We start from the raw sequence: 25316 nt of genomic DNA on the forward strand, positions 1-25316 counted from the left end.
TGAACTGGCGAAGAACTGGTATGGGACGGCTGGGTTCGGAGGAGCAAAATGAGCAGAAAGCTAGATATCACAGCATAATACTGAATGTGGACCTTTCTACGGGAAAGATCGAAAAGCTTGCCGTCCCCTCGGAGGACCTGGACAAATTCGTCGGCGGGCAGGGGCTGGGCATGAAGATCCTCTGGGACCGGTTGAAGAAGCCAGGGGTCGACCCCCTTTCTCCGGAGAACCCTCTCATGTTCATGCCGGGGCCGTTTTCGGGGCTGCCGGTCCCTTCTTCGTCCAGAACCTGCGTGGTAACAAAATCCCCCATAACATCCCCTGTGAAATCAGCTTACCCCCACGCCTCGACCGTTTCCTACTCCAACATGGGGGGATTTTTCGGTCCGGAAATCAGGTTTGCCGGCTATGACGGCATCGTTGTTACCGGCAAGGCAAAGGAACTGTCCTACCTGGTCATCGACGACGACAAGGTGGAAATCCGGGAAGGCAAGAAATTCAAGGGGATGAGAACGGATGCCTTCGACAAGGCGATCCTGACCGAGTTGGGAGACCGGCGGTTCAAGACCGTCTACATCGGTCCGGCCGGGGAAAATCTCGTTCCCTATTCCAGCATCCTCCATACCGCGGGGCGGGCGGCAGGGCGGGGTGGCATGGGCTGCGTCATGGGTTCCAAGAATCTGAAGGCCATCGCGGTGAAAGGGTCCGGGCAGCCCGGCGTTGCCGACCATACGCGGTTTCTTGCCGCCCTGGAAAAAGCCCGGTCAGCCCTCTACGGCTCTGCTTATGCCAAGTCCTGGGCTGAACAGGGAACTGCACGGGCCATCGTCGCCAACAGCAATGCCGGGACCGAGGCAGTGCGGAACTACCGGGAAGGTACCTTCCTGGAGGCCCATAAGATCGGTGGCGACGCGGCACGGCGCGATATCTGGGTAAAGGACATCGCCTGTTACTGCTGCCCGCTGGCCTGCAAGAAAAGCGGGATGACGAAGGGTAAGTACGGCGGCATTGTCCATGACGGTCCGGAGTACGAAACCGGCGTCATGCTCGGCTCGAACTTGCTCATATCGGATATGCCGGGGCTCTTGAAAGCGATCTACACCATCGACGACCTGGGCCTGGACCAGATCTCCACCGGAAACGTCATCGGTTTTCTCATGGAAGCCTATGAGAAAGGGTTGATCGACCGGGGTTTCCTGGACGGGATCGATCTCAAATGGGGGAGTGTCGATGCCACCCTGCAATGATCGAGAAGATCGCCGCCAAGGACGGGGTGGGAGCTTGGCCGCCGAAGGTGTGCGGGCACTTTCCTGGCACATCGGCAAAGGGAGTGAAAAGTTTGCCATTCAGGTCAAGGGGCTGGAGCTGGCCGCGCACAATATCCAGGCCAATCAGCCGAGAGGGCTTTCCTACGCCACCGCCGCGCGGGGTGCTTGCCATATGAGCGGAGACAACATTGCCATGCAGCACAGGCGGGCCATGATCGATTCGATCGGCCTGTGCCTGTTCCCCACCTTCGAGCCGGCACTGGAGGAGCCGATGCTTGCCCTGCTCAGCGCCATCACCGGCCGTGAATACGATAAAGAGGCCTTTGAGAAAACTGGCGAACGAATTTTCAACCTGGAAAAGATGTTCAATTACCGCGAGGCTTTCGCCGTGAAGATGATCGCCTACCCGATCGCTTTTTCGAGGATGCCTTCACCATCGGGGCGAAGAAGGGGGCGGTGCTTGACCGGAACAAGTTCGAAGAGATGCTGACACGGTACTATGAGGATCGGGGATGGGATCCTGAAACGACCAAGCCGGGGAAAGCAAAGCTGCAGGAACTGGGACTGGATTGAAATTCTTCATATTTGAAGGCCTGAGCCCTAGCCTTTGCATGTTATGAAAAAACGCCGTGAAGCTTTGTAGTAAAGAGCTTAGCGGCGTTTTTATTTGGTTCGGAAAACTAGGGACACTCCCCGGTTTTCCCCTGTTCACTTGCGGTGCCTCTTCCGAGCAGCCTTAGCATGCTTCGCTGCATCGGAGAACATCTTGTCGATCTTATCTGCCGGGACGCTGATGCCTGTCAGTTGATATTCTTCCCAGGCCGCCAGCGCCTCTGCCCTGCTCGCTGCCGTGCCTCTTCCGGATAGTCTAGGAGAATTCCGGGGACAAATACTTAATTCCCCGTCAATTAAACTCGTGACTTCTACCCAAGCTTTAGCTCATACCGCACGCCTCGCCCCTGCCCCACTCGCTGGAGTATCCCCAACTGACTCAATTGATCCAATTCTCGGAACGCAGTAGCCCGGCTGCAGTGGGCCATGGATGCATATTTCTGGGTCGTCATGCCCCCCTCAAACCCACCGGGGCCTTCATCCAACATCCGATTGATGACCTTTTTCTGGCGTTCCGTCAGGGAATCCTGGGCATGGAGCCTCCAAAATGCCGACTTGGAAAAGACCCCGTTGAGGATCTCGTCCGAGCGCTCCAGAGCCCTGGCGAAGCAGGCCAGAAACCATTCCAGCCAGCCGGTAATGTCGCATCCTCCCTTTTGCGATCGTTCCAGGATGTCGTAATACCCTTCCCGCTCGGCCATGATCTGGGCGGAAAGACTATAGTAACGCACCCGCTGCTTGTCGTCCTGGGCCAGTGCCATGTCGGTCAGGGCACGGGCAATGCGGCCGTTACCGTCGTCGAATGGGTGAATGGTAACAAACCAGAAGTGGACGACAGCGGCACGAATGATTCCTTCAACCCTGCCGTTGCTCTCATCCCACCATGAGAGTAAATGCTTCATTTCCAACTCAAGTCGGTCTGAAGGCGGCGCCTGGAAATGTATTGTCTCCCTCCCAACCGGCCCTGAAATTACCCGCATCGGTTCGGCGCCTTCTCGCCAGCCGCCCACCTTGATCCGGTGCATGCCGGAATAGCCCGACGGGAAAAGGGCGGCCTGCCACCCCCATAGCCGGTCCCGAGTCAACGGCTGGTCGAAATTCAGCGTGGCGTCGAGAAGCACTGCAACAAGATCGTCGATGCGGCGGTCTACCGGCATGCCTGCCGACGGGAGACCGAGTCGTCGCGCCACAGAAGAGCGGACGGAACGGGCATCGAGGAGTTCTCCTTCGATGGCAGAGGTCTTAAGTGTTTCCTCCACCAGAATTTCCGCCTGGGCCTGGGGATCGAGATTGAAGCCGAGCCCTGCCACTTTGCTGAAAAGCCTGCCCTGCCGCAGACGGCATTCGCCAGAGGGACAATGAGCCTTTCCGAGTCCCAGGTCAGCCGTGGCCATTTTTTATGCTGCCAGATGTAGTAATTCATTTCGCCTCAATAACCGCTTCACAAAATGAGATGATTATGTCTTGTATCACATCATGAGACACAGGGCAATGTATTGAAGAAAGAGAGACGTGCTGGACGACCTAAACATCCCAGCCAAGATTTGCCCTCACTATCCCCGTCACAAAATCCAGAGGTGCATCCAGTGCACGGGCTATGGCAGAAAGAGTGTCAACCATTCCCTGACGCTTACCCTCCTTGCCCTGCTCGTGTTATTGGCAAAAGAAAAAAATCAGGGATAATATTAAAAGCAACGTTCTGTTGGAAACGCTGCCATATTACGAGCAGCCTAAGAATGCACCTTCCTGAGTCACTTGCCTGGGTGCTATTATGGCTTAGACAGGAAGCCTTACGACCCACGATGTATTTGTGCATACAGTCCAAAAGGGGAGGAGGGAGAGCGTCATGGATTCCGAATCCAAGCTGGGATTTAGCTCTTATACGCCAACTGAATTGGTGGAACTATACCGAAAAAATCCTGATCTTTTTGATGAGATGGCTGCCGGCGCTATCAGACAGGCCTGTATCGGCGGGACTCCGGAGCAAACGCTCAAACTCCGGCAGATGCAATGGACTATTGACGCAAAGCTGCAAAAAGGGAAGACGCCACTTGAAAGAATGCATATTATGGAGAACATTTTCTACGACCAGGTATACAGTGACAAAGGGCAACTTTATAAACTCATTGCGGGGTGGGCCGAAGTGCTTGGCGCCATCAATCTCAGATGGCCTGTTTCCCGCAAAAAGTCCCATATGCGCCTATTAAAAAAATAACGGGGTCAACCGACAACGGCGCCTGCCCTGACCATTTCGTAAATTCTCCGCTATAGGCTTTATTGCTCCTTAGTTGCCCCGTTTAAGTACTCAGCCACTTGCATCTCTCCCCCGGAAGGTTCATACTTTTGCAGATCAAAAAGCTGCCCTTGGAGGGTTCCATGAAGGTGATAACCATCTTTGCCCTGGCCGCGTCGCTAATGCTGCTCGCCGCCTGTCAGGATCTGATGCTGGGGAATGTTGCCCGTGATTTTGGCCTGAGCGGCCTGACCCTGAATCAGGGCATTCTCGATGACGGTACGATCATCAAAGGACTGAAGGAGGCCTTGTCGGTCGGTACCGAGCGGGCGGTAGGGGTCGTATCCAGGCAGAACGGTTATTTCGGCAACCAGGTCATCAAGGTGCTGATGCCGGAAAAGATGCGCAACGTGGCGGAACTGCTTGGCAAAGTCGGCTTTCAGCGCCAGGTGGATGAGTTTGTTCTCAGCATGAACCGGGCGGCGGAAAAGGCGGCGCCGGTGGCGGTGGAATATTTCGTCGTTGCCATCCGGGAGATGACCTTTGCCGACGCCCGCCAGATTCTCAAAGGGGGGGACACTGCGGCAACCGAATATTTCAGAGCCAAGACCGCTACCAGGATCAGCGATGCCTTCAAGCCGTCCGTGGCCAAGAGTCTCACCGATGTGGGGGCGACTCGCACCTATAAATCCATGATGGCCACCTATCGGTCGCTGCCCTTTACTTCACCCACCAGTTTCGACCTGGACCAATATGTTACGGCAAAGGCGGTGGATGGGCTCTTTACCATGCTCGGCGAGGAAGAGAAGAAGATTCGTTCCAATCCTGCTGCCCGCACAACCGAACTGTTGCGAAAGGTCTTCGCCGGATAAAGTCCCGCGCAGCCCATCCAGTAGCTCCTACCCAAGCAAGTACCATTTCCGGCAAGCTCCCCCTTAAGTTACCCTTCTATACCCCCCTTCTTCCGGGAAGGGGGCGAAAAGCAAAAAGCAGATCAAAACAAAAATTCTTTGTAACAACGTTTGATTTTTTACTTGCATCATAATAGGTATTATGGTACCAATATACATAATTAAGAAATATCCACTGATTGCTGGAGAAAAATAGAGAAACAGAGATTCTAGAAAAGAGTACCAAGGGGAGGATTACATGAAAATTTTGGTATGTATCAAACAGGTTCCGGATATGGAATCACGTTTCAAGGTCAACAGCAGCGGCGACTGGTTTTCCGATGCGGACCTTGCCTTCCGCATCAACGAGTATGACGAATATGCCGTTGAGCAGGCTGTGCAGTTGAGGGAGCAGCTGGGTGACAGTTCCGAATTGACCGTACTTTCCATCGGTCCGGACCGGGTCCAGGAGGCGATCAAGAAGGCGTTGGCAATGGGGTGCGACCGGGGCGTCCATATCCAGGATCCTGATGTACACAAGAAAGATCCGTGGCAGGTTGCCTCGATCATCGCCGCCTATGCCAAGGGCAAGAATTTCGACCTCATCTTTACCGGCTTCCAGTCACAGGATCGTGCTCCGCCCAAGTGGGGGTCACCGTTGCCGAACTCCTGGGTCATGCCTGCGCAACCACCCTGGTCGGTTTCGAATATGCCGACGGGGCAGTCAAGGCGAAGCGTGAGCTGGAGGGGGGAGTCAAGGGGGTTGTCCGCCTGAAAGTGCCGGCGCTGGTGACTTGCCAGCTGGGTCTCAATATTCCACGTTACCCGACCCTGCCCAACATAATGAAGGCAAAGAAGAAAGAGATAGAGGCCATAGGAGTAGCAGATGTGCTCACCGAGCAGCCGTTGTCGGTTACCGCCAGCTTCTACCCACCGGCCAAAAAAGGTGGTGGCATCGTTCTCGAAGGGGATGTGGCGGATCTTAGTGACAGACTGATCAGCATACTCAAAGACAAAACTTCGGTTTTGAGATAGGAGATAACCATGAAAGCATTGCTCGTTGGTGAATACAGGGAAGGGAAGCTTCAGGACAATATTTACGAACTGGTTGCCTTTGCCGGCAAGCTGGGGGCCGATGTTTCCATGGCATTGGTCGGCGATGCCGCCAATGTTCCACGTTGCAACGGCACACTTCATCTGGCGGATGTGGCCAAATACGGCGAATACAATCCGGGTCTGCACCGGGACCTGATACTGGAAGCAGTGAAAAAGGAAGACCCCGACTACATTGTCTTTGCCCATTCTTCCTACGGCTGGGACCTGGCTCCCCGCGTGGCGGCCAAGCTCAAGGCAGCCCAGATCTCAGAAGTGATCGGGCTCAATGACGGCAGCCTGGAAGTGGGCTGCTGCAATGCCAAGATGCGCCGCACAGTCAAACCTGCAGCAGGCAAAGCTGTCGTGACCTTGCAGGCAGGTGCTTTCTCCTTTCAGGGGGAGCAAGGAACGCCGGCAGTGGTGGCTCTTGACGTGGCCGGAGCCCTGATGTGGAATTCCTCGGCTATGAGCCTGCCGAGGCGAAAGATGTGGATCTTACCAAGGCTGAGATCATCGTCAGCGCCGGCCGCGGTGTCGGCAAGAAAGACAATATTCCGGTTATTGCCGCACTGGCCAAGGCCTTCGGCGGAGAGCTCGGCGCGAGCCGGCCGGTGGTCGATGCGGGATGGGTTGAGCACAGCCACCAGGTGGGTACGACTGGGCAGACGGTCAGTCCGAAACTCTATGTGGCCTGCGGCATCAGCGGCGCCATACAGCACCTGGCAGGGATGAAGAAATCCGATTTCATCGTCGCCATCAACAAAGACAAAGATGCACCCATCGGCGAGGTGGCAGATGTGCTGGTTGTGGCCGACGTGCTGCAGTTCGCTCCGGCCCTGACGGCAAAACTCCAGGGATAGCAGGCTGGGGTCGATTGCACCCTTAAATTAGTATTGCGGTACTCGTTTACTCTAAAAATATAAGAAATGGAAATCAAAGGAGCAACATGTCCGAAGTAGGCTATCGCTGGTCCATGACCGCCGTGGGGGAGCCCCTGGTGAGATCGGAATTCAATCCCTTTCCCCCTGCAGCCGGGGAAGTGGTGGTGGAGGTGGCAGGTTGCGGCGTCTGCCACACCGACCTGGGTTATTATTACGACGGTGTTCGCTTCAACCATCCTGCGCCGCTGGCTCTGGGCCACGAGATTAGCGGCCGCGTTGTCGCTGCCGGTGCAGGGGCGGAAGAGTGGCAAGGCAAGGCTGTCCTGATACCGGCAGTCATCTTGCGGGACATGCGATCTATGCCTTTCCGGACATGGCACCATCTGCCGGCAGCAGCTCATGCCGGGCAATGACATCCAGGGTGGCTTTGCTCCCACATCAAGGTGCCGGCTCGCGGATTGTGCCCGGTGGATGAAAAGAAGCTGACCGCAGCGGGCTTCGAGCTGGCGGATATCTCCGTCGTCGCCGATGCCGTTACCACCCCGTACCAGGCGGTAGTACAGGCCGAAGTTGCCAAGGGGGATCTTGCCATCGTTATCGGTATCGGCGGGGTCGGGAGCTATGCAGTGCAGGTGGCCAACGCCTTCGGGGCAACGGTTATCGCCATCGACGTGGATCAGGCCAAGCTGGACAATATGGCAAAATACGGTGCGGCGCTGACCATCAATTCCCGCGAGGTGCAGGGCAAAGATCTGAAAAAAGCAATTCAGGCCTTCGTCAAGGAAAAGGGGCTGCCCGCAACCTGCTGGAAAATCTTTGAATGTTCCGGGACCACCCCCGGACAGGACACCGCCTTCGGCCTTTTGACCTTCGGCGCGACCCTGTCGGTGGTCGGTTTTACCATGAACAAGATCGAGCTGCGTCTTTCCAACCTGATGGCCTTCCATGCCAGGGCACTGGGCAACTGGGGATGTCTGACCGAGCTTTATCCGGCTGCCCTGGACCTGGTCCTGGATAAACGAATAGCCCTCGCTCCCTTTATCGAAAAGCATCCCCTTGACCAGATTAACGAGGTGTTTGCCGAGGCCCATGCCCATAAGCTGACCAGGCGGGCAATCCTCGTTCCCAAAAAGTGAACAAAATTCAGGTGACTGTGCTGCAAAACGCAAAAAGATCGGAAAGATAAAGGGAGGAGATGAAGATGAGTGAAAGCCCACTGAAAGTATCCCTGGAGCGGGATGGCATGCTGCTCCGGTTGACTCTGGCCAGACCCAAGGCCAATATTGTCGATGCCGCCATGATAGCAGCACTGCAGTCAGCCCTTACCGAACATCTGCCGAAGCCGAAGCTCCGGGCGGTGCTCCTGTCGGCGGAAGGACCCCATTTCAGCTTCGGCGCCAGTGTCGATGAGCATATGCGATTGTTGCGCCCAGATGCTGAAAAGCCTGCACGCCCTGATACTGCAGCTGGTGGAGAGCCCGGTGCCGGTGCTGGTTGCCATAAATGGCCAGTGTCTGGGGGGTGGACTTGAAGTTGCCGCCGCCGGCCATCTGCTCTTCGCCGCCCCCGGCGCCATGATGGGCCAGCCGGAGATCAAACTGGCAGTATTTGCCCCCGCCGCTTCCTGTCTGTTGCCGGAACGGATCGGCCAGGCCCAGGCAGAAGACCTGCTGTTTTCCGGACGCAGCATCACCGCCGAAGAGGCACTGCGCATCGGCTTGGTGACTGCCATTGCCGAAGATCCCGACAAGGCGGCGCTGGATTATTTTGACAAGAACCTGGCTTCAGTCAGTGCCAGCACCTGCGCTTTGCCGTGCGGGCCGCCAGGGGAGATGCCATGCAGCGGATCAGGGCCAAGCTGGCCGCCGTGGAAAAGATGTACCTGGTGGAACTGATGTCCACCCATGATGCAGTGGAAGGATTGAAGGCGTTCGTGGAAAAACGGCCGGCAGTCTGGCAGGATCGTTAAGCAGGAAGAAAACAATACATAAAATCAACAATCATAAACGGAGGAGCAAATGGATCTGAAGGGGAAAAATGCAATCGTAACCGGCGCCAGTCTGGGAATCGGCAGTGCCATCGCGCTGGATCTGGCAAAGAACGGCGCCAACGTGGCCATCAACTACCGCAAGCACAGCGAAGAGGCCAACGCCATCTGTGCCGAAATCCAGAAAATGGGACAGAAGCTATCGCCGTCCAGGCCGACGTGGCCAGCTTCAAGGATGCCCAGGCCATGGTGGACAAGGTCGTCGCCGAGTTGGGCAGCGTCGATATCCTGGTCAACAACGCCGGGGTCAACCGTGACGCCGTTATTTGGAAAATGACCGAAGAGCAGTGGGACGAATGCCTTGCCATCAACCTGAAGGGGTATTTCAACTACTGTCGCGCCGTTGCCCCCGTGATGAAAGACCAGGGGAGCGGCAAGATCGTCAACGTCACCTCCATCAACGGTATGCGCGGCAAATTCGGTCAGACCAACTACTCTGCTGCCAAAGCCGGCATCATCGGCTTGACCAAGGCCCTTGCCCGCGAACTGGCAAAATCCAACGTCAACTGCAACGCCATCGCCCCGGGCCTCATCGAGACAGAAATGATGGCAGCCCTGCCGGAAGATGTGAAGCAGAAATCCCTGGCCGACATCGTCCTCGGCCGCATGGGCAAGCCGGAAGAAGTGGCCTGGCTGGTCACCTTCCTCTGCTCGGAGAAGTCGCGGCACATTACCGGTGAGTGCATCAAGGTTGACGGCGGACAGTATATTTGATCCATTCAGCAACATGCCGGGGTAGGACCCCCCTTTGTCCCCCCTACCCTGTAGGGGGGAAGCGAGCACGGCGAGCAGGGGGGTGGAAGATGCTCGGAAAATCAATCTTGCACAATTTATGGAGGCACCAATGCGTGAAGCAGTAATAGTCGATGCAGTAAGAACGCCGGTGGGTAAATGGGGCGGCGCCCTGAAAAATGTCCGCTCGGATGATTTGGCCGCACATTGTATTGCCGAGCTGGTCAAGCGGACCAAGATCGATCCCAACCTGATAGAGGATGTGGTGCTGGGCTGCACCAACCAGGCCGGTGAAGACAACCGCAACGTGGGGCGGATGGCTGCGCTTTTGGCCGGCCTCCCTTATTCGGCTGCCGGGCAAACCATCAACCGCCTCTGCGCTTCCGGCTCAACGCCATCAACAGCGCTGCCCAGGCCATCAAGGTGGGGGAGGGGGATGTTTTCATCGCCGGCGGCACCGAGTCCATGACCCGCGCCCCCTTTGTCATGGCCAAATCCGAGTCACCTTTTTCCAGAGACGTAAAAGTTTTCGACACGGTAATCGGCTGGCGTTTCACCAATCCCAAGATGACCGAGCCCTATGCCAAGGAAGGGATGGGGGAAACCGCAGAGAACGTGGCGGTGCGCTACGGTCTGACCCGCCAGGAGCAGGATGAATTTGCCCTGGATACCCAGAAAAAATGGGCAGCTGCCGATGCAGCCGGTAAATTCAATGATGAGATAGTACCAGTTGTCATTCCCCAGAAAAAGGGGGACCCGATAATCGTCAGCCGTGACGAGTTTCCCCGCGGAAACGACGTGACCATTGAGCAGCTGGCCAAGCTTCCCGCTGCCTTCAAAAAGGATGGCACCGTAACTGCCGGCAATTCCAGCGGTATCAATGACGGGGCTGCAGCACTCCTGCTTATGGAAGCCGAAACCGCCAAGAAGCTGGGTTACAAGCCTCTGGCGCGAGTCGTTGCCAGTGCCGTTGCCGGTTGCGACCCCTCCTATATGGGTCTCGGCCCCATCCCGGCGATCCAGAAAGTCCTGAAAAGGGCCAATCTGAAGATCGAAGACATCGATTTATTCGAGCTGAATGAGGCCTTTGCCGCCCAGTCCATTCCCTGCATCAAGGAGCTTGGGATCGATCCGGCCAAGGTCAACGTCAACGGTGCTCTATCGCCATCGGCCACCCCCTTGGCTCCACCGGCGCACGCATCACGGCCACCCTGGTGCATGAGATGAAGCGCCGCAATGCCCGTTACGGCATCGTTTCCCTCTGCATCGGTGTCGGTCAGGGAATCGCTACGGTGTTCGAGCGGGTGTAAGATCCTATGTTGAACTGACTTTTGAACCATAGGGGCGTGGAATATCACGCCCCTTGTTTATGCTACAGCCGGGAATTCTGTGAAATAAAAGACAGTCGCGACATCGTCCGTTCGCTCTGTCGCCACAGCTGCGGACCTTGCAATGCCGCCCGCATAATGATACACGATGCGTGAATTGGTGGGTTGCCTCCGTTCACATGCGGCGGGTGTCCGCTCCTGTAGCTCGTCGCTCTCTCCCGATGCCACGACTGTCTTCCCCGGAAATGTCTGAAGAACCTTGTTTTTAGGGGGTGCTATGTCAGAGAAGACACGAAAACGCATCGATTTCCATGTTCATCTTTCCCTGTACACCTACCACAAGCCGTGGGTGACGGAATGGATGAGCCGCCAGCATCCCGAAGGTTACGAGGCATTCATCCGTCGCTACAGCGACCCGGGGGCGTTCGAGGAACTGCTCTCGGCGGAAGGGATCGATTATGCCTGCATCCTTGCCGAGTTGAGCTACGTCACTACCGGCGTCTGCACCAACAAGCAGGTGCGGGAGTTCTGCGCCGGAAGAAAACGCCTGATTCCCTTCTGCGACCTCAATCCCCACCTCTATACCGATCTAGGGGCGGAGCTGCACCGCAAAGTGGAAACAGAGGGCTTTCGAGGCATCAAGCTCTATCCCACCTATCAGCATTACTATCTCAACGACACCAGAATGTATCCCCTCTACCGGGCGGCCGAGGATCTGGGCATTCCGGTGCTCATCCATACCGGCTCATCGGTGTTCGCGGGCTCGCGCATGAAGTACGGCGATCCTCTCCACCTGGACGACGTGGCCGGGGATTTCCCGTCGTTGAACCTGGTCATGGCCCATGCCGGGCGCGGCTTCTGGTACGACCGGGCTTTTTTCCTCTCCAAGCTCCACGCTAATCTCTACATGGAAATATCGGGTCTCCCTCCGGCTAAACTGACCACCTACTTTCCCGAATTCGCCCGCAACACGGACAAGATCATCTTCGGCAGCGACTGGCCGGCGGTACCCTCCCTGAGCGGCAATATGAAGGCTATTGGAGAACTCCCCATCTCCTGCGAAGGGGCGGCCAATATTCTGGGGGGTAATGCGGCGAGAATTCTGGGATTATAAGGTGAATTGGTGGGCAGTTGGGTGAGGTTGCCGTGGCTTCGTCCGTTCGTTCTGTCGCCCCAGCTGCGGACCTTGCGCCTTCTTTTGCTCTAACTCTCTAAACAGGCTTTTGCATGACCATCGGCTTCGTTCTCCGTCAGGCGGGTGTCCGCTCGCCGCTGCGGCTCGGTCACTCTCTCCCGAAACCACGGCAACCTGGCAAATTTTTGCATTAACACCGGTAACCCATTAAAGCCTTGCCAGCAGGCGGCGATAGTCCTCTTCCGTATCCAGATCCATGAGAATGGCCGGCGTTTGGACTTCGATGCTGCGGATTCTTCCGGCATATTCCTGAAAGAGTGTCCTGGCGCCGCAGTCGCCGATCAATGTGTCCATAAGGGGAAAGGTTTCCCGGCTGAAAAGAACCGGGTTGCCCCGCTGGCCGTCAAAGGTGGGAATGACTATGGGGGGGCGGGATTCGGCAAAGGAGGCGAGGATCAGGTCGATGGTCTCGGCGGTGACGAGGGGTTGATCGCCAAGGAGAAAGAGGGCGGCGTCGAAACTCGCCGGAATCGCATTCAGTCCTGCTTTCAGTGACGAACTCTGTCCCGTCTCGTAGGCACTATTGATAACGGTGGTGACATTACTTTCTTCCAGAAGCGGTTTGATGCGCTCGGCTTCATGGCCGAGCACGACGATCACCCTCTGCAGGCTTGAAGTCAGGGCATTTTCCACCACCCGTTCGATGACGGTCCGGCCCCGGAAGGGGAGAAGCTGTTTCGGTTGACCCATGCGGCGGCTGCTGCCGGCGGCGAGAACGATGCCGGCCACCTTGGGCTCAGGCTGATGAAAAAGCCCAATCTGCCGCGTTGCCCTTACCATTCGTCGTTGCGGCGTACTCATAGGTGCGCCTCACTCCTCTGGTCTAGGGCGCCTTGCACCTGGGACTTGTTGATCAGCCTGGCATATCTTGTCATTGGCTTCCTCCAACGTAGACACGGTGCACATTGATGCCTTCCTGAAGCTGACCGACCATGACCGCCTCGGCGACGGAGGGTGAAGCTCCATTGAGATGGAGAGCGACGGCAGCTCCTTTCTCCTCCAGTTCGGGGGTATCAGCCTTGTTGAGGAAGATGAAGCGCCGTGCCTGGGGCGGAGCCCCCTTGAAGGCACCGGAAGGATGGGCGAGAAGTCGGGCCAGGGCGGGAACGGTGATTGTTTCACCTGGCGAAAGCTGCATCAGCTTCCCTGCCAGTTCCGAGCGAAAGACCATTTCTTCTCCCAGGGGCCTGCCGAGGACCTCCAACCCGGCCAAAGCCACGACGATGGAGGTGTTTTCCGGGATTACCGGTTCATGGACCGCCGGCGCCTTGAGCGCCTTACGGGCGGCGCCGTCCGCTTCCACAACCACCCAGTCGAACAGTCCTGAATCTTCAAAAGTGTGGATCGCCTCGGGTGGGAATCCCTTCAGCTTATCGGTCTGGGGGAGATAGGCGGCTGCCGCCGAAACGTGCATTCCCGCAGCCTGATGGGCTTTGGCCTGGCGGAGGATGACCTGCGGGTCCTGGTCGATGAGGAGCGTTTCCGACTGCTCGGTGGAAGGAATGAGAATCTTGGTGGTGGTCGTAGTCAGAACCCGTTTGCCGGAGTAGGCCAGCTGCCTGGCCAGGTGAAACATCAGGCTCGTTTTGCCTCCGGCGCCGACGATGCTCACTACGCCGTTCGGTCCGATCCCCACTATTTCGGCAAAGGATTTCATAGGCTTACCTGTTGTAAACGGCGAGGATCGCCTCCAGGACCGATCCCCCCAGCGCCCTGGCTTTCTCGGAAACCGTATGGCAATAGGCCGCATCGCCCCGAGGATCGATATCGCCGATCTTGAGGCCGGTGGTAACCTGGGAGCCGGGGCGGATCAGGCCGCGCAGGATGCCGTCGATGGAGGTAGTAACTGCCTCGGTGCCGACCTGGCCGATGACGTCACCTTTGGCTACCTGGTCGCCGATCTTCCTATCGGTGGTGAAGGGGCCATCAGCTTGGCACGGAGCACCCGCTCGCTGGTAAAACCGCCGATATTGCCAGGTATGCCGGTATTGGCCTCCGCCTGGCCCGCTGCAATCAATCGTCCAAGGTTATGCCCCCGGTTGGTTTCCACCACCACATGGCAATCGGTGCCGGCGGTAAAGCCGGGACCGAGGGCGATCACCAGCGGAGCATCGGTAATGGCTGTGCCAGATTGCGCTTGGCAATGGTGCGTCGATGAGGATGTCGGGCTGCAGGCGACGCACCGTGTCTCCTTTCGGATCGACCATGACGGCGATCATTCCCTGTTCCCAGGTCTGAGCAAGCCCTGCGCCGTCTTCAATCTGTACCGCTTCAATCCCTTCCACCGCCTTCTGCCCGTCGTGGACAGCTTCGCAGAAAGAGACCTCCCGGCGTACCGCCAGGGGAAAAGAAGTTTCCAGCATGAGCAGGCGGCGGAATCCTGAGCGGTGAAGACGGCAGGCAATGCCGCTGGCCATTTCCCCGGCCCCCTTCATGATGATCATCCGTTCCTTCAGCGCTTTCATGACCTTACTCCCGGCCGTAATAGGTGGCAAGGAGCTGACTGGCGATGCTGATGGCGATCTCCCGGGGGGAGTTGCCGCCGTTGTCGTGGCCGATGGGGCAGCGAACTGCTGAGAGATCCAGCCCCTTAGCCTCCAGGTTTTTCTTGATGCCGGCCCATTTTGATTTGCTTCCCACCATCCCCGCATACCGTGTCGGATGGGGCAGCACCTCTTCCAGCACCTGCTGGTCCATGGTGCCGCTATAGGTCATGATAGTGACGAAAGAGCGTTTGTCGCACCAGTTGGCTTTGGCGATAAAATCGCTGTAGTGGCACTGATGGCGGATGACACTGCCGGGGAGGGTCGGGGAGTTGATCCATTCGTCCCGCTCATCGATGAGGTGGACGCGGAAGGGGGTTCCCTCAAGGACATGGGCGAGTGATTGGCCGATGTGGCCGGCGCCGAAGACGTAAAGGACCGGATTGTCATTGATCAGTTCCATATGGTACTCCATGGTGCCGCCGCAGGCGGGAAACTCGCCTCTCGCTTTCAGTGGAACGCTGCTGTTGCCCCCCTGCATGCTGTCAAAGCACTTGCGAGCGTCCTCAAGGGCGTAGTACTCGGGGGTGCCGCCTCCCACGGTGCCGTAAAAGGTGCCGTCGGGAAGAACGATCATCTTCGCCCCTCCCTTGCGCGGCGTCGAGCCGCTGCTCTTGGTCACCGTCACCAGCACCGCAAGTTGATTGCTGCGCCGCAGTTCATCCAGTTTGCCGATCCAGTCCCACATGGCTGACTCCTTGTAAAACTCTTCTCCCCCTCCTTTATGGGAGGGGGCAGGGGGGAGGGCGTTTGATCATTATGCCTTTGCCTCTTCCCGTTCCCTTTTTTCCTTCAGCGCACGCCATACCTTCTCGTAGGTGAGGGGAAGGCTGTTGACCCGTACCCCCATGGCGTCGAAGATGGCATTGGAGAACATTCCAAGGGTCGGGTTTGTCGAGCCTTCGCCGATTTCCTTCACCCCCCACGGCCCGGTCGGTTCGATGCTGTCGACAACCTCCGACTGGATGGGGGGCATGTCCATGGCGGTCAAAAGCCGGTAGTTGGCCAGCTCGGCATTCTTGATCCGTCCCTTGTCGTCAAAGAGGACCTCCTCCCAGACCGATTCCCCCATTCCCATGTAGAGGGCGCCATGGACCTGGCCGTGGAGCAGGCGCGGATTGATGACCTTGCCGCAATCATGCACGTCCCAGATGCCGACGACGCTGATTTCTCCCGTTTCCTTGTCGATGGAAACCTCGCCCACCTGGGCGCCGAAGCTGTAGGCTGGGGAGGTGCCCACCGCAGCCCCCTTGAAGCTGCCCCCCAGCTTGGGAGGCGTGTAGGCGCCCCGGCCCAAAAGCGGTCCCTTGAGGACGAAGTGTCTGCGGGCCGTCTCCTCGAAGGTAACGGTTTTCCCAGGGCGGGATTTTGAGAAGATAACTCCTTCCTCGCATTCCAGGTCATCGGCGGGGAGCGAAAGCATGGTCGAAGCCATCTCCAAGAGCTGTTTTTTGACCTCTTCCCCGGCCTGCTTGACGGCGGCGCCGGACATGTAAGTCTGGCGGCTGGCATAGGCGCCGAAATCCAGTGGCGTGATCTCCGTATCGGCGGCGACGATCTTCATCTGCTCGTAGCGATAACCCATGGCTTCGGCAGCCATCTGACAGAGAATGGTATCGGACCCCTGACCGATGTCAACGGAGCCGGTGTAGAGCGTCGCTGCCGTGCCGTCTTCATGGACCTTGATGAAAGCGGCGGCGTGGGGGAGGTCGGTGCGGTAGATGGGATAGCCGGCGCCGGTGACGAAACTGCCGGTGGCGACGCCGATGCCGCGGCCGTGGGGAAGGGTTTTCTTTTTCTCATCCCAGCCGGAGATTTCCCTGGCCCGCTCCAGGCACTCGCGCATTTTGCAGGAGTTGACCTGGAAATCGTTGGGGGTAACCGTGTCGGCACGCCGGGCATTGCGGATGCGGATATCCATGGGATCTATTCCCAGGTCGGCGGCCACATTATCCAAATGACTTTCGAAGGCATACTTGGGCTGGGGAGCCCCGTGGCCTCGCTGGGCGCCGCAGGCAGGGAGGTTGGTATAGACCCGGAACATATCGAACTGGTAATTGTCGAACTCATAGGTCATGGGGAGCAATGCTCCGGCGTAGTAGGCGCTGGCGATGCCCAGGCTGGTATAGGCGCCCCCGTCCATGATGAAGTTGGCCTTGGCGGCAAGGATCTTGCCGTCCTTGTCCACCCCGGTGGTGATCTCCATGTACTGTGCGTGCCGCCCCCGGTTGTGGGCGAACATCTCGGCCCGGTCATAGAAGGTCCGCACCGGCCGGCCGGTCCGTTTGGCAAGCACTGCCCCGGCGAACTCCAGGCCGGTCGGCTCCAGCTTACCGCCGAACCCTCCCCCCAGGTAGGGCTTGATGATCCTTACATCACCCATGGGCATGCCGAATTCCCGGGCGATGTAGTACTGGAAGTAGTGGGGAGACTGGGTACTGGCATAGATGGTCAGCTTTTCCCCCTCCCACATGGAAATGGATGAGTGGGGCTCGATGGGTGTCTGGTAGGTGCGCTGGCCGACAAAGGTGTCGGTCCGCACATGGTGGGCCTCTGCCAGGGCTTTTTCCACGTCGCCGAACTCCTGGTGGATCTCGGTATTGATGTTCCGTTCGTACTCTTCGTGGACCAGGGGCTGCCCCTCATCCATGGCATGGCGGAAATCCAGCACTGCCGGCAGCTCCTCGTATTCAACCTTGATGAGCTTCATGGCCTTGTAGCAGGTCTCTTCGTCCACGCAGGCTACTGCCGCCACCTTATCGCCGACGAAACGGACCTTGTCGATGCAGAAGATGTTCTCGTCCCAGCGGGCCGGGCTCAGGCCGTACTTCAGCTCCGGCACGTCCTTATGGGTGATGACCGCCTTGACCCCCGGCAGCGCCTCGGCAGCCGAGGTGTCGATGGAGACGATCCGGGCGTGGGCGTAGGGGCTGGTGAGGATTTTGCCGTAAAGCATGTTGGGGAATTTCAGATCGCCGGTGTACTTGGCGCCACCGGTAACCTTATCGGGGCCGTCGATGCGCGGCACGCTGCGGCCGATTACTTTATGGTTGTCGTTCATCTGGAGTCTCCTTAATCTGTTGATCGACCTTCCGCAAGAGCTCCCCCCTTTAGAAAAGGGGGGCTGGGGGGGATTTCCTGTCGCAACTAAAGACAAATCCCCCTGAATCCCCCTTTGTTAAAGGGGGACTTTTAGTCAGTGGTCTCCCGGCGCTGTCCGCCCCTGGGAGGCGGCCAGAACCGCTTCCACGATATGGACGTAGCCGGTGCAGCGGCAGAGATTGCCGGCGATGGCCTCCCTTACCTCAGTTTCCGTAGGGTGCGGGTTACGGGTCAAGAGCGCCTTGGCCGACAGGACCATGCCGGGGGTGCAGTAACCGCACTGCACGGCAGCATGATTGATCATCGATTCCTGGATGGCGTCCAGTTTGCCATTGGCGGCGACACCTTCGATGGTGGTGATCTCCCGGCCGTCCACCTCCACTGCCAGCATCAGGCAGGAATCAACCGGCTTGCCGTCAAGAAGGACCGTGCAGGAGCCGCAGTCTCCCAGTTCGCACCCCTTCTTGGTGCCGGTCAGGTCCAGCTGGTCGCGCAGCACATTGGTCAGGATGGCGTTGCCCTTTACCAGCACGGTCTTGGCGTCTCCATTTACGTTCAGGGTGATCAGGTAGCGCTGCACCCCGTCTTTGTCCGTTATCACTTGCTGCATATCATTCCTCCTCACACGTGGCCTTCGTCAATAGCCTTGCGCAGTGCCCGTTTCGTCAGTACGCCAACCAGGTTACGCCGGTATTCGGCAGAGCCGCGGATGCTGTCCCGTGGGCGGCTTTCTGCCGCAGCCTTTTCCCCGGCTTCAGCCAACAGGTCGTCGTTTATTTTTTTGCCCCGCAGGAAGTCTTCCGCTCCCTTGGCCCGCATGACGGTAGGAGCTGCAGAGGCCAGGACGACCCGTGCGTCCTCCAGGGTGTCTCCTGCAACCCTGACCGAGACGGCAACCCCCACAACGGCCAAGCGCCGGAGCGGCGCAAGCGAACTTCATGTAGGTGCTGCCGGTGGTGGGCTGGTCCGGGATAGTGATGTCGGCAAGGAGTTCTCCCGGCGCAATCACTGTCTCGGCCGCACCATGGAAGAAATCCTCCAGGGGCATGGTTCGTTCCCCTTTGACGGAAACCAAGCGGATAGAAGCATTAAGAGCAATGAGGATTGGCGGCAGGTCGGCAGAAGGGACGCCATTGACGATGTTGCCCCCCACTGTCCCCATGTTGCAGATCTGGTTGGAGGCCATGGTGTGGGCAGCCATGGGAAGCGACAGAAAACGTTCCTGGAGAAGCTTCGAGGTGTAGATGGCATTGTGGCTGGTCAGTGCCCCTATGACGATGCCGCGGCCCGGTTCATGGCGAATGGTACGCAGGTCGTCAAGGTGTTTGAGGGAGACCAGGTTCTCCGGAGCCAGTTTTCCAACCTTCATCTTGTGCAGGACATCGGTTCCTCCCGCCAGAACGATGGCTTTGCTGCCAAGCTCTGCCAGGAGCGTGCAGGCCTCATCAAGGTTTTGGGGGGCATGATATGCAAAATCGGGCATGTACATGGTTCATCTCCTCAGGCTGTCGGGTCTTCCACAACTTTTGTCGGACCCTTGTCATTGTTATCTTGCATACAAGCTATTTCTTCAAAAAAAATGGACGGTGGTCATTCCCTGAAATCCTTGAGAAACCGCTTCAGGAGAAGCCTTTCCTCCGGTGAAAAGCCCTTCAGCAGTTCGTCGTTGGTCTGTTCCATGGCTGCCGCCAGTTGGCCGATGGCGGCAGTTCCCTTTTCAGTCAGGTAAACCCTTGCCACCCGCCCATCCTGTGCATCGGCCTCTCTTCTCACCCAGCCCGACGTCACCAGCCGGTCAAGGATGCCGGCCAGGGTGGCGGTATCAAGGGAGATGCGCCGACCGATCTCGCCGACGGAAAGTCCGTCCTCCTCCCAGAGTGCCTCCATGAAAAGGCACTGCATGGGAGTGAGGGCAAATGTCTGCAGTCGTCCCTTCAGGGTTCCCTGGGCGCGCTGATGGGCTTTGGCAAATAGAAAAACTATGTTGTCCCGGTAGGAGATCATCCTGGTTAATTCCTCTTGCATACAAGATATCTCCGGTGTGGTTTTTTGTCAATGGGAAATAAAACAGTGTTTCCCGGATTATATGTTTTTTGCCCTTGCTAGAGGGATGAAGCTCTTTCTCATTCTCAGGTTTACCATTGCCAGACAATGCAACCGGCTCTTCAGAGCCCTTCTTGAAATTCCTGATTGCTCCACCAGTGCCGAACCAGTTGGGGGAGTTTTGCCGGTCCGAAGGCGACCAGCATGATGACCAGGATGATGATGAGTTCCGGCATGCCGAATCCGAACATAATTTGCGCTCCTTTAGCAGGTTGTTGAAAAACGTCATGAGTAGGTCGCTATGGAACTTTTACTGGCCTACTGCCTTGTCCTGACCGTCAAGCCTGATCTCTTCGAATTCCATGTCCAAAAGATTGATGCTGAGTTTCCTGTTACGCAGGGTGTTGCCGGCGCCAAGGAGAATCTTGCAGACTTCCGCTACCTCTATGCTGGCCACCAGCGCCGGGGTAAAGGATGGATTACCCAGCCGCTGCTCAAGGCCCTTGCCTTCCACCCAGCGGCTGTACAGCTGCCGGATTGTTCCGTCTCCGGGAAACTGGGTGACGACTTGGCCGAACCAGCCGCCGATGGCGCCATGCACCAGTGGAAGCCCCAAGCTGTCACAGCTGTCGGACAAAGCCAGCCTGGTCGAAACCGAATCCAGTGCATCCACCACCACCTGGACACCCTGGAAAAGCTGGGCGGCATTTTTTGGTGCATAAGCAATCTGTACCGGGACCAATGCCACCGCCGGGTTGATTTCGGCCACCCGCGCTGCAGCTGACTCAACCTTTGCCTCTCCCAGCCTGGCTGGGCTGGAGAGCAGTTGGCGGTTCAGATTGTGTTCTTCGAACACATCCGGATCGATGGCGACTATAGTGCCAACCCCGAGCCGCGCCAGCTCCTCGATGATATAGCCGCCAAGCCCTCCACAGCCAGCCACTGCCACCACCCCTTGGAAAAGTGTCAGTTGCTGGGCAATGTTGATCGCCTGACGATTGCGCTGGTAGCGGGCGGGAAGAATCTCCTGGAGCAATGCCGTTTCTTCCACCTGGGCAAGGGTGGTATGGAAGCGTTCGGCAGCGGCAACCTGGCTGGCCCAGGAGATAAGACCATTTTCCGCCCGCTCTGCTAGGAATTGGCGCAACTCGTCCATGTCAGCCTCCTGCCACCAAAGGAAAGAGGGCAAGACTGTCACCATCCCTCAGCCGTTGATCGGGATCGGCATGTCTGCCGTTGAGCATGATCATGCTGATTTCAGAAACCGGTATCTGCAGTTCATCGATAATCTCGCTGATCTGCGTGCTTGGTGGGTATTGCCTTGTTGCTGCGGCAAAACGTCCGAAGCGGAATGTGGCGAACAATTTTACGGTTATGTTCATTGGGCAGCCCCTTTCCATCCCGATTTAGGAGTCTGTCGGACTTAGAATGAATCGGCTGCGAAAATGGCAAATCGGTCCGGATCTCCGTAAATTTTCGACAAATAGGTCCACTATTCGCTCTCAAATTTCCAAATATCCGTCCTCGATTTTCCATTCTCTCGCTTCGATCCCTAAGTCCGACAGTCTCCTAGAAATTCCAGAACGCGTCGATTTCCTCATCGGTGAAATCCCACACGGCATTGTGGGGTGGAAGCGGTTCCCTGAAGAACTCCGGCAGCCGATCATCCTTATTGGTGAAACCGGCCGCCAGATTGAAGGCACGCTCGGTCTTCAAGGTATTGACCCCCAGGCCGCCAATCCAGTCGGGGGTAAGCTCCAGGCCGAAGCGGGCATTGAGCATGTCGATCAAAGCCGGGACGCAGGTGGGAATATCTGCTGCGGGAAAACCTATGAACAGGCAGAGGCCGATGGAGTCGAGCATGACGGTGACGATCTGCAGGTGACGGGACAACTCAACTTGACCATCCTTCTTCAAGGGATCGACAATGCCTCCACCGACACCCATCAGATTGGTGGCGACTGCATAGCCATCGTGTGGTCTGCACCCATGGTGCTGGTAGCATAGGTGATGCCGATGCCTTTGATGGATCGGGGGTCATAGGCAGGAATGGCCTGGTTTTTCACCACCGGTACCCGGGTGACGCCGTATACCTTGCCCACATGACCGGCGCCGCTGCCAATGATCCGGCCGAGGGGTGTCCCTTTACCGATATCTTCCTTCAGGATGCGGAGTACCCCTTCACCGTCGCCGAAAGGGAGCACTCCTGCTCCATGGCTACGCCGAAGGCGATAGAGGTCTCGATGGAATCAACGCCGATGTCGTCCATGATACTGTCGGCAGTCGCAATCTGGTCAAGATCGCCAAGACCGGCGTTGGCTCCCAGGGTTTCAATGGTCTCATACTCGAAGCCGGAGGTGACGTAATTGCCCTGCTTATCGTTGTAGACCTGGGAGCATTGGATGATGCAGCCAGGCTGGCAGCCATGCTTCGGTTTGCCGCCACGCTCGATGATGGTTTCACGCAAAGTCTCGCCGGAGATCTTTTCGTTTCCCTCGTAACGACCATAGGTAAAGTTGCGGGTCGGGAGCCCCCCTGCCTCGTTGACGATGTTGACCATTTCCGCGGTGCCGAAGGTGGGCAGCCCCTGGCCGGTCCCTGGGTGTTCGAGGATGGCCTTGGCAAAGACCCTGGCAGCGGCGGTGAATTTTTCCTGATTGGCCAGTTTTATGCCGGGGGCACCGCTGTCGTCGATGGAGATGAACTTGATCCTCTTCGAGCCCATTACCGCTCCAAGGCCGCCGCGGCCGTGGCTGCGCAGCTTGCTGTCCGAGTCCTTCACCGAGATATTGGCGGCCAGCATCTTCATCTCGCCGGCCGGGCCGATGGTGATGACCCCTGTTTTCTTGCCGAGCCTCTTTTCCAGGGTTTCGACGACGGCAAAATTCCCCTTGCCGATCAGCTCCGTCTCTTCGCCGATGGATACTCCATCCTTGTTGACATGCAGGCTGTGCCAGTTGTTCCCTTTGGGCAGACCTTCAATGATCAGCGCCTTGATCCCCAGGCGGGCGAACATCTGGGCTGCCAACCCTCCGGCATTGCTTTCCTTGATGGTGCCGGTGAGGGGGCTTTTGGCGCCTGCGGAAAAGCGCCCGCTGTTAGCGGCAGTGGTGCCGCTCAACAGTCCGGGGGCAAAGACCAGCTTGTTGTTTGCCCCCAGTGCGTGACAGGTGGGGATGACCTCCTTGGCAACAATGGTGGATGTCAGGGCACGGCCGCCGAGACCGGCCCATTCCGGTGGAACGGCTTCTATGCTGGTACTGAGATTACTCATATCTACACGGAGGATTTTGTTCATGGTTCTTCTCCCTTTACCGACAGACTCCTAGTGGAATGACAAGCCGCCGTCGTGGACGATCATCTGGCCGGTGATGAAGGCGCTGTCGTCGCTGGCGAGGAATAGCGCCAGGCCGACCAGGTCCTCGGGCACCGCTTCCCGCTTCAGGCAGCGGGCCTGGAGTTGCAGCTCTTCCAGTGGCGGCAGATCCAGCTTCTTGTTCTTGTCGAAGTTATTGCCGCCATCGGAATGGGTGAAACCGGGGGCAATGGTATTGACGTTGATCTTGTAATCACCCATTTCACGGGCCATTGAGCGGGTCAGGGCCATGATGGCTCCCTTGGATGCCACGTAATGGGGCATGCCTGGCACACCTTCATTGATGGATGAAGAGCCGATGTTGATGATCTTGCCCCCCTTGGCCTTCATGTGGGGGAATACCGCCTTCATGCAGTTGAACTGGCCGAGAACGTTGATTTCCAGGACCTTCATGAATTCCTGGGCGGTACATTCGGTGAAGGGCTTGAGGACGATGCTGCCGAAGATGGCGGCGTTGTTGAGGAGGATGTCCAGGGAGCCGAACTTATCCACGGCCGCCTTGGCCATGGCGTCGCATTGCTCCTGGTTGCTGACATCGGTTTTGACGTAAATGGCGTCGCTGCCTGCCTTTTTGACGGCCTCTACTGCCTTTGCCCCATCAAGGACATCGGCAATGACGATCTTGGCCCCTTCCTTGGCCAGGCCTACCGCATATGCAGCGCCGATTCCCTGTGCACCACCGGTGATGATGGCGACTTTTCCTGTTAATCTTCCCATGATGATTTCTCCTTTATAAAATTTGTGTCTACAAGTTATTGGTCATTCATTTCCCCCTCTCCCTAACCCTCTCCTTCAGGCCCTGTGGGTCCACAAGGGGAGAGGGAACTGGATCACCCCTCCCTAAAGGAGGGGCTGGGGGAGGGCGTAAACCAGTTACGCCGCCCGGTCCTGCTTATAGATGGACAGTGCCTCTTCGTTGTTGAAGTACCTCATGGCTGCATCGGCCAGGGCTTCCATCTCGTTTTCGCCCGGATTGAGAAGAACGGGAGCAATGAATGAGATTTTTTTCTGCAGGCTGTTCAGCAGCATCTTTGAATACACCAAGCTTCCGGTCAGGGCGATGGCGTCTACTTCCCCTTCAAGTACCGCGGCGCAGGCGCCGATCTCCTTGGCCACCTGGTAGATCATTGCCTCGTAGACCTGGGCTGCCTTCTGATCTCCCGCGGCAATCCGCCGCTCGATCTCCTGGGCATCGGTGGTCCCCAGATAGGCGAAGAGGCCCCCGCCCCCGGTGAGCAGTTTCAGCACTTCTTTTTTGCTGTACTCGCCGCTGAAGCAGAGCTTGACCAAATCGCCGGCGGGGAGCGATCCTGCCCGCTCCGGCGAAAACGGGCCGTCACCGTCGAGGGCATTGTTGACATCGATGATCTTCCCCCGGCGATGGGCGCCCACCGAAATGCCACCACCCAGATGGGCGACGACGAGGTTGGTCTCCTCATATTTTTTACCCAGCTCGGCGGCAATTTTCCGGGCGGTTGCCTTCTGGTTCAGGGCATGGAAGCTGCTCTGCCTGCTGATCTGGGGAATGCCGCTGTACCTGGCCGAGGTACAGAGCTCATCGGTCATGGGGGGGTCGGCAGTGAGCACCGGAATGTTGAACTGGTTTCCCAGGTCGAAGGCGACCAGCCCCCCGACATTGATGGGGTGACCGCCGTAGATGCCGCTCTTCATGTCCTCGATCATTTTAGGACAGATCCGGTAGATGCCGCCGGGAAGGGGTCTCACATTGCCACCCCGACAGGCGATGGCGTCCATTTCCCCCATGGATAGATCGTTGTCCTGCAGAACCTTGAAGATGGCGTCCCGGCGGAAATCATACTGGTCCCAGATGGTGGGAAATTTTCGCAACTCGGCATCGTCATGTTTCACCGATTGGTTGATGACCATTTTCCCCTGGGTGAAAACGCCGATTTTGGTTGAAGTGGAACCAGGATTAACAATCAGTATTTTCTTGTCCGTTGTCATGTTCTC

General features: G+C 57.5%; 22 protein-coding genes and 9 pseudogenes. 15 read left to right on the forward strand and 16 right to left on the reverse strand.

Going from position 1 to position 25316, the window contains the following annotated elements:
• Positions 1-20 precede the first annotated feature (20 nt).
• Together JCM15764_RS11160 and JCM15764_RS26620 are read left to right on the forward strand one after the other, a co-directional pair.
• The gene (locus tag JCM15764_RS11160; RefSeq protein WP_279384393.1) at positions 21-1247 is read left to right on the forward strand and encodes an aldehyde ferredoxin oxidoreductase N-terminal domain-containing protein; all 1227 of its coding nucleotides are present in this window, start codon (positions 21-23) and stop codon (positions 1245-1247) included.
• Positions 1231-1841, forward strand: a pseudogene (locus tag JCM15764_RS26620) (aldehyde ferredoxin oxidoreductase C-terminal domain-containing protein). The gene JCM15764_RS11160 and the pseudogene JCM15764_RS26620 overlap by 17 nt, the downstream one beginning before the upstream one ends.
• A gap of 350 nt (positions 1842-2191) precedes the next feature.
• On the opposite strand, the gene JCM15764_RS11165 reads toward JCM15764_RS26620, so the two are convergent.
• The gene (locus JCM15764_RS11165) at positions 2192-3037 is read right to left on the reverse strand and encodes a Fic family protein (protein ID WP_369412298.1); all 846 of its coding nucleotides are present in this window, start codon (positions 3035-3037) and stop codon (positions 2192-2194) included.
• Between the two features lie 72 nt (positions 3038-3109).
• A pseudogene (locus JCM15764_RS28270) lies at positions 3110-3303 on the reverse strand (DUF4172 domain-containing protein); the annotation flags it as partial.
• 423 nt (positions 3304-3726) lie between these two features.
• Here JCM15764_RS28270 and JCM15764_RS11170 point away from each other — a divergent pair.
• The 12 genes and pseudogenes from JCM15764_RS11170 (at position 3727) to JCM15764_RS11210 (ending at position 12200) form a co-directional block, all read left to right on the forward strand.
• The gene (locus JCM15764_RS11170; protein WP_054695654.1) at positions 3727-4095 is read left to right on the forward strand and encodes a DUF3135 domain-containing protein; all 369 of its coding nucleotides are present in this window, start codon (positions 3727-3729) and stop codon (positions 4093-4095) included.
• A 161-nt stretch (positions 4096-4256) separates the two neighbouring features.
• Positions 4257-4985 carry a DUF4197 domain-containing protein gene (locus JCM15764_RS11175; RefSeq protein WP_054695823.1) on the forward strand — a complete coding sequence of 243 codons (729 nt, stop codon included), beginning with the start codon at positions 4257-4259 and terminating at the stop codon, positions 4983-4985.
• A 277-nt stretch (positions 4986-5262) separates the two neighbouring features.
• A pseudogene (locus JCM15764_RS11180) lies at positions 5263-6038 on the forward strand (electron transfer flavoprotein subunit beta/FixA family protein).
• Between the two features lie 9 nt (positions 6039-6047).
• Positions 6048-6958 (forward strand): annotated as a pseudogene (locus tag JCM15764_RS11185) (electron transfer flavoprotein subunit alpha/FixB family protein).
• 86 nt (positions 6959-7044) lie between these two features.
• Positions 7045-7392 carry an alcohol dehydrogenase catalytic domain-containing protein gene (locus JCM15764_RS29660; protein ID WP_439645289.1) on the forward strand — a complete coding sequence of 116 codons (348 nt, stop codon included), beginning with the start codon at positions 7045-7047 and terminating at the stop codon, positions 7390-7392.
• A 21-nt stretch (positions 7393-7413) separates the two neighbouring features.
• Positions 7414-8115: pseudogene (had, locus tag JCM15764_RS23105) on the forward strand (6-hydroxycyclohex-1-ene-1-carbonyl-CoA dehydrogenase); the annotation flags it as partial.
• Positions 8116-8180: 65 nt separating this feature from the next.
• Entirely contained in the window at positions 8181-8510 is a 330-nt protein-coding gene (locus JCM15764_RS29665) for a Clp protease/crotonase-like domain-containing protein (protein WP_243688795.1), read from the forward strand.
• Complete coding sequence (locus tag JCM15764_RS29670; protein ID WP_243688796.1) at positions 8461-8874, forward strand: enoyl-CoA hydratase-related protein; 414 nt, start codon at positions 8461-8463, stop codon at positions 8872-8874. Before JCM15764_RS29665 ends, JCM15764_RS29670 begins: the two co-directional genes overlap by 50 nt.
• A gap of 123 nt (positions 8875-8997) precedes the next feature.
• Positions 8998-9740: pseudogene (gene fabG, locus JCM15764_RS11200) on the forward strand (3-oxoacyl-[acyl-carrier-protein] reductase).
• Between the two features lie 130 nt (positions 9741-9870).
• A pseudogene (locus tag JCM15764_RS11205) lies at positions 9871-10985 on the forward strand (thiolase family protein).
• Positions 10973-11068, forward strand: a complete 96-nt coding sequence (locus JCM15764_RS29675) for a hypothetical protein (protein ID WP_279384394.1) — start codon at positions 10973-10975, stop codon at positions 11066-11068. The pseudogene JCM15764_RS11205 and the gene JCM15764_RS29675 overlap by 13 nt, the downstream one beginning before the upstream one ends.
• 295 nt (positions 11069-11363) lie before the next feature.
• The gene (locus JCM15764_RS11210) at positions 11364-12200 is read left to right on the forward strand and encodes an amidohydrolase family protein (RefSeq protein WP_054695659.1); all 837 of its coding nucleotides are present in this window, start codon (positions 11364-11366) and stop codon (positions 12198-12200) included.
• A gap of 228 nt (positions 12201-12428) precedes the next feature.
• Here the strand turns inward: JCM15764_RS11210 and mocA are convergent, their stop codons facing one another.
• Positions 12429-13082 (reverse strand): molybdenum cofactor cytidylyltransferase, encoded by a 654-nt coding sequence (gene mocA / locus JCM15764_RS11215; protein ID WP_243688797.1) that lies wholly within the window; start codon positions 13080-13082, stop codon positions 12429-12431.
• 70 nt (positions 13083-13152) lie between these two features.
• Positions 13153-13938 (reverse strand): selenium cofactor biosynthesis protein YqeC, encoded by a 786-nt coding sequence (yqeC, locus tag JCM15764_RS11220; RefSeq protein WP_054695664.1) that lies wholly within the window; start codon positions 13936-13938, stop codon positions 13153-13155.
• A gap of 76 nt (positions 13939-14014) precedes the next feature.
• Here yqeC and JCM15764_RS11225 point away from each other — a divergent pair, with 76 nt between their 5' ends.
• The gene (locus JCM15764_RS11225; protein WP_054695667.1) at positions 14015-14665 is read left to right on the forward strand and encodes a hypothetical protein; all 651 of its coding nucleotides are present in this window, start codon (positions 14015-14017) and stop codon (positions 14663-14665) included.
• Positions 14666-14750: 85 nt separating this feature from the next.
• Here JCM15764_RS11225 and JCM15764_RS11230 read toward each other — a convergent pair whose 3' ends face one another.
• From JCM15764_RS11230 to buk, 12 genes and pseudogenes are all read right to left on the reverse strand, one after another.
• Complete coding sequence (locus JCM15764_RS11230; protein ID WP_054695669.1) at positions 14751-15512, reverse strand: XdhC family protein; 762 nt, start codon at positions 15510-15512, stop codon at positions 14751-14753.
• A gap of 69 nt (positions 15513-15581) precedes the next feature.
• Positions 15582-17885, reverse strand: a complete 2304-nt coding sequence (gene hcrA / locus JCM15764_RS11235) for a 4-hydroxybenzoyl-CoA reductase subunit alpha (RefSeq protein WP_054695672.1) — start codon at positions 17883-17885, stop codon at positions 15582-15584.
• Positions 17886-18020: 135 nt separating this feature from the next.
• The gene (locus tag JCM15764_RS11240) at positions 18021-18536 is read right to left on the reverse strand and encodes a (2Fe-2S)-binding protein (protein ID WP_054695675.1); all 516 of its coding nucleotides are present in this window, start codon (positions 18534-18536) and stop codon (positions 18021-18023) included.
• A gap of 11 nt (positions 18537-18547) precedes the next feature.
• Positions 18548-18790, reverse strand: a complete 243-nt coding sequence (locus tag JCM15764_RS23120; protein ID WP_243688824.1) for an FAD binding domain-containing protein — start codon at positions 18788-18790, stop codon at positions 18548-18550.
• Complete coding sequence (locus JCM15764_RS11245) at positions 18681-19415, reverse strand: FAD binding domain-containing protein (RefSeq protein WP_243688798.1); 735 nt, start codon at positions 19413-19415, stop codon at positions 18681-18683. Before JCM15764_RS11245 ends, JCM15764_RS23120 begins: the two co-directional genes overlap by 110 nt.
• 101 nt (positions 19416-19516) lie before the next feature.
• On the reverse strand, positions 19517-19951 hold the full coding sequence (locus JCM15764_RS11250; RefSeq protein ID WP_243688799.1) for a MarR family winged helix-turn-helix transcriptional regulator: 435 nt from the start codon (positions 19949-19951) through the stop codon (positions 19517-19519).
• Positions 19952-20051: 100 nt separating this feature from the next.
• Positions 20052-20220, reverse strand: a pseudogene (locus JCM15764_RS11255) (twin-arginine translocase TatA/TatE family subunit); the annotation flags it as partial.
• A 59-nt stretch (positions 20221-20279) separates the two neighbouring features.
• Entirely contained in the window at positions 20280-21125 is an 846-nt protein-coding gene (locus tag JCM15764_RS11260) for a HesA/MoeB/ThiF family protein (RefSeq protein WP_054695685.1), read from the reverse strand.
• Position 21126: 1 nt separating this feature from the next.
• Positions 21127-21351 carry a MoaD/ThiS family protein gene (locus JCM15764_RS11265; protein WP_054695686.1) on the reverse strand — a complete coding sequence of 75 codons (225 nt, stop codon included), beginning with the start codon at positions 21349-21351 and terminating at the stop codon, positions 21127-21129.
• Between the two features lie 187 nt (positions 21352-21538).
• Positions 21539-23267 (reverse strand): annotated as a pseudogene (locus JCM15764_RS11270) (aldehyde ferredoxin oxidoreductase C-terminal domain-containing protein).
• 27 nt (positions 23268-23294) lie between these two features.
• Entirely contained in the window at positions 23295-24062 is a 768-nt protein-coding gene (locus tag JCM15764_RS11275; protein WP_054695693.1) for an SDR family NAD(P)-dependent oxidoreductase, read from the reverse strand.
• A gap of 156 nt (positions 24063-24218) precedes the next feature.
• Positions 24219-25310 (reverse strand): butyrate kinase, encoded by a 1092-nt coding sequence (gene buk, locus JCM15764_RS11280; protein WP_054695697.1) that lies wholly within the window; start codon positions 25308-25310, stop codon positions 24219-24221.
• Between the last annotated feature and the right edge of the window lie 6 nt (positions 25311-25316).

Origin of the sequence: Geotalea toluenoxydans JCM 15764 (assembly GCF_001311985.1) — a bacterium.
Taxonomy (GTDB): domain Bacteria; phylum Desulfobacterota; class Desulfuromonadia; order Geobacterales; family Geobacteraceae; genus Geotalea; species Geotalea toluenoxydans.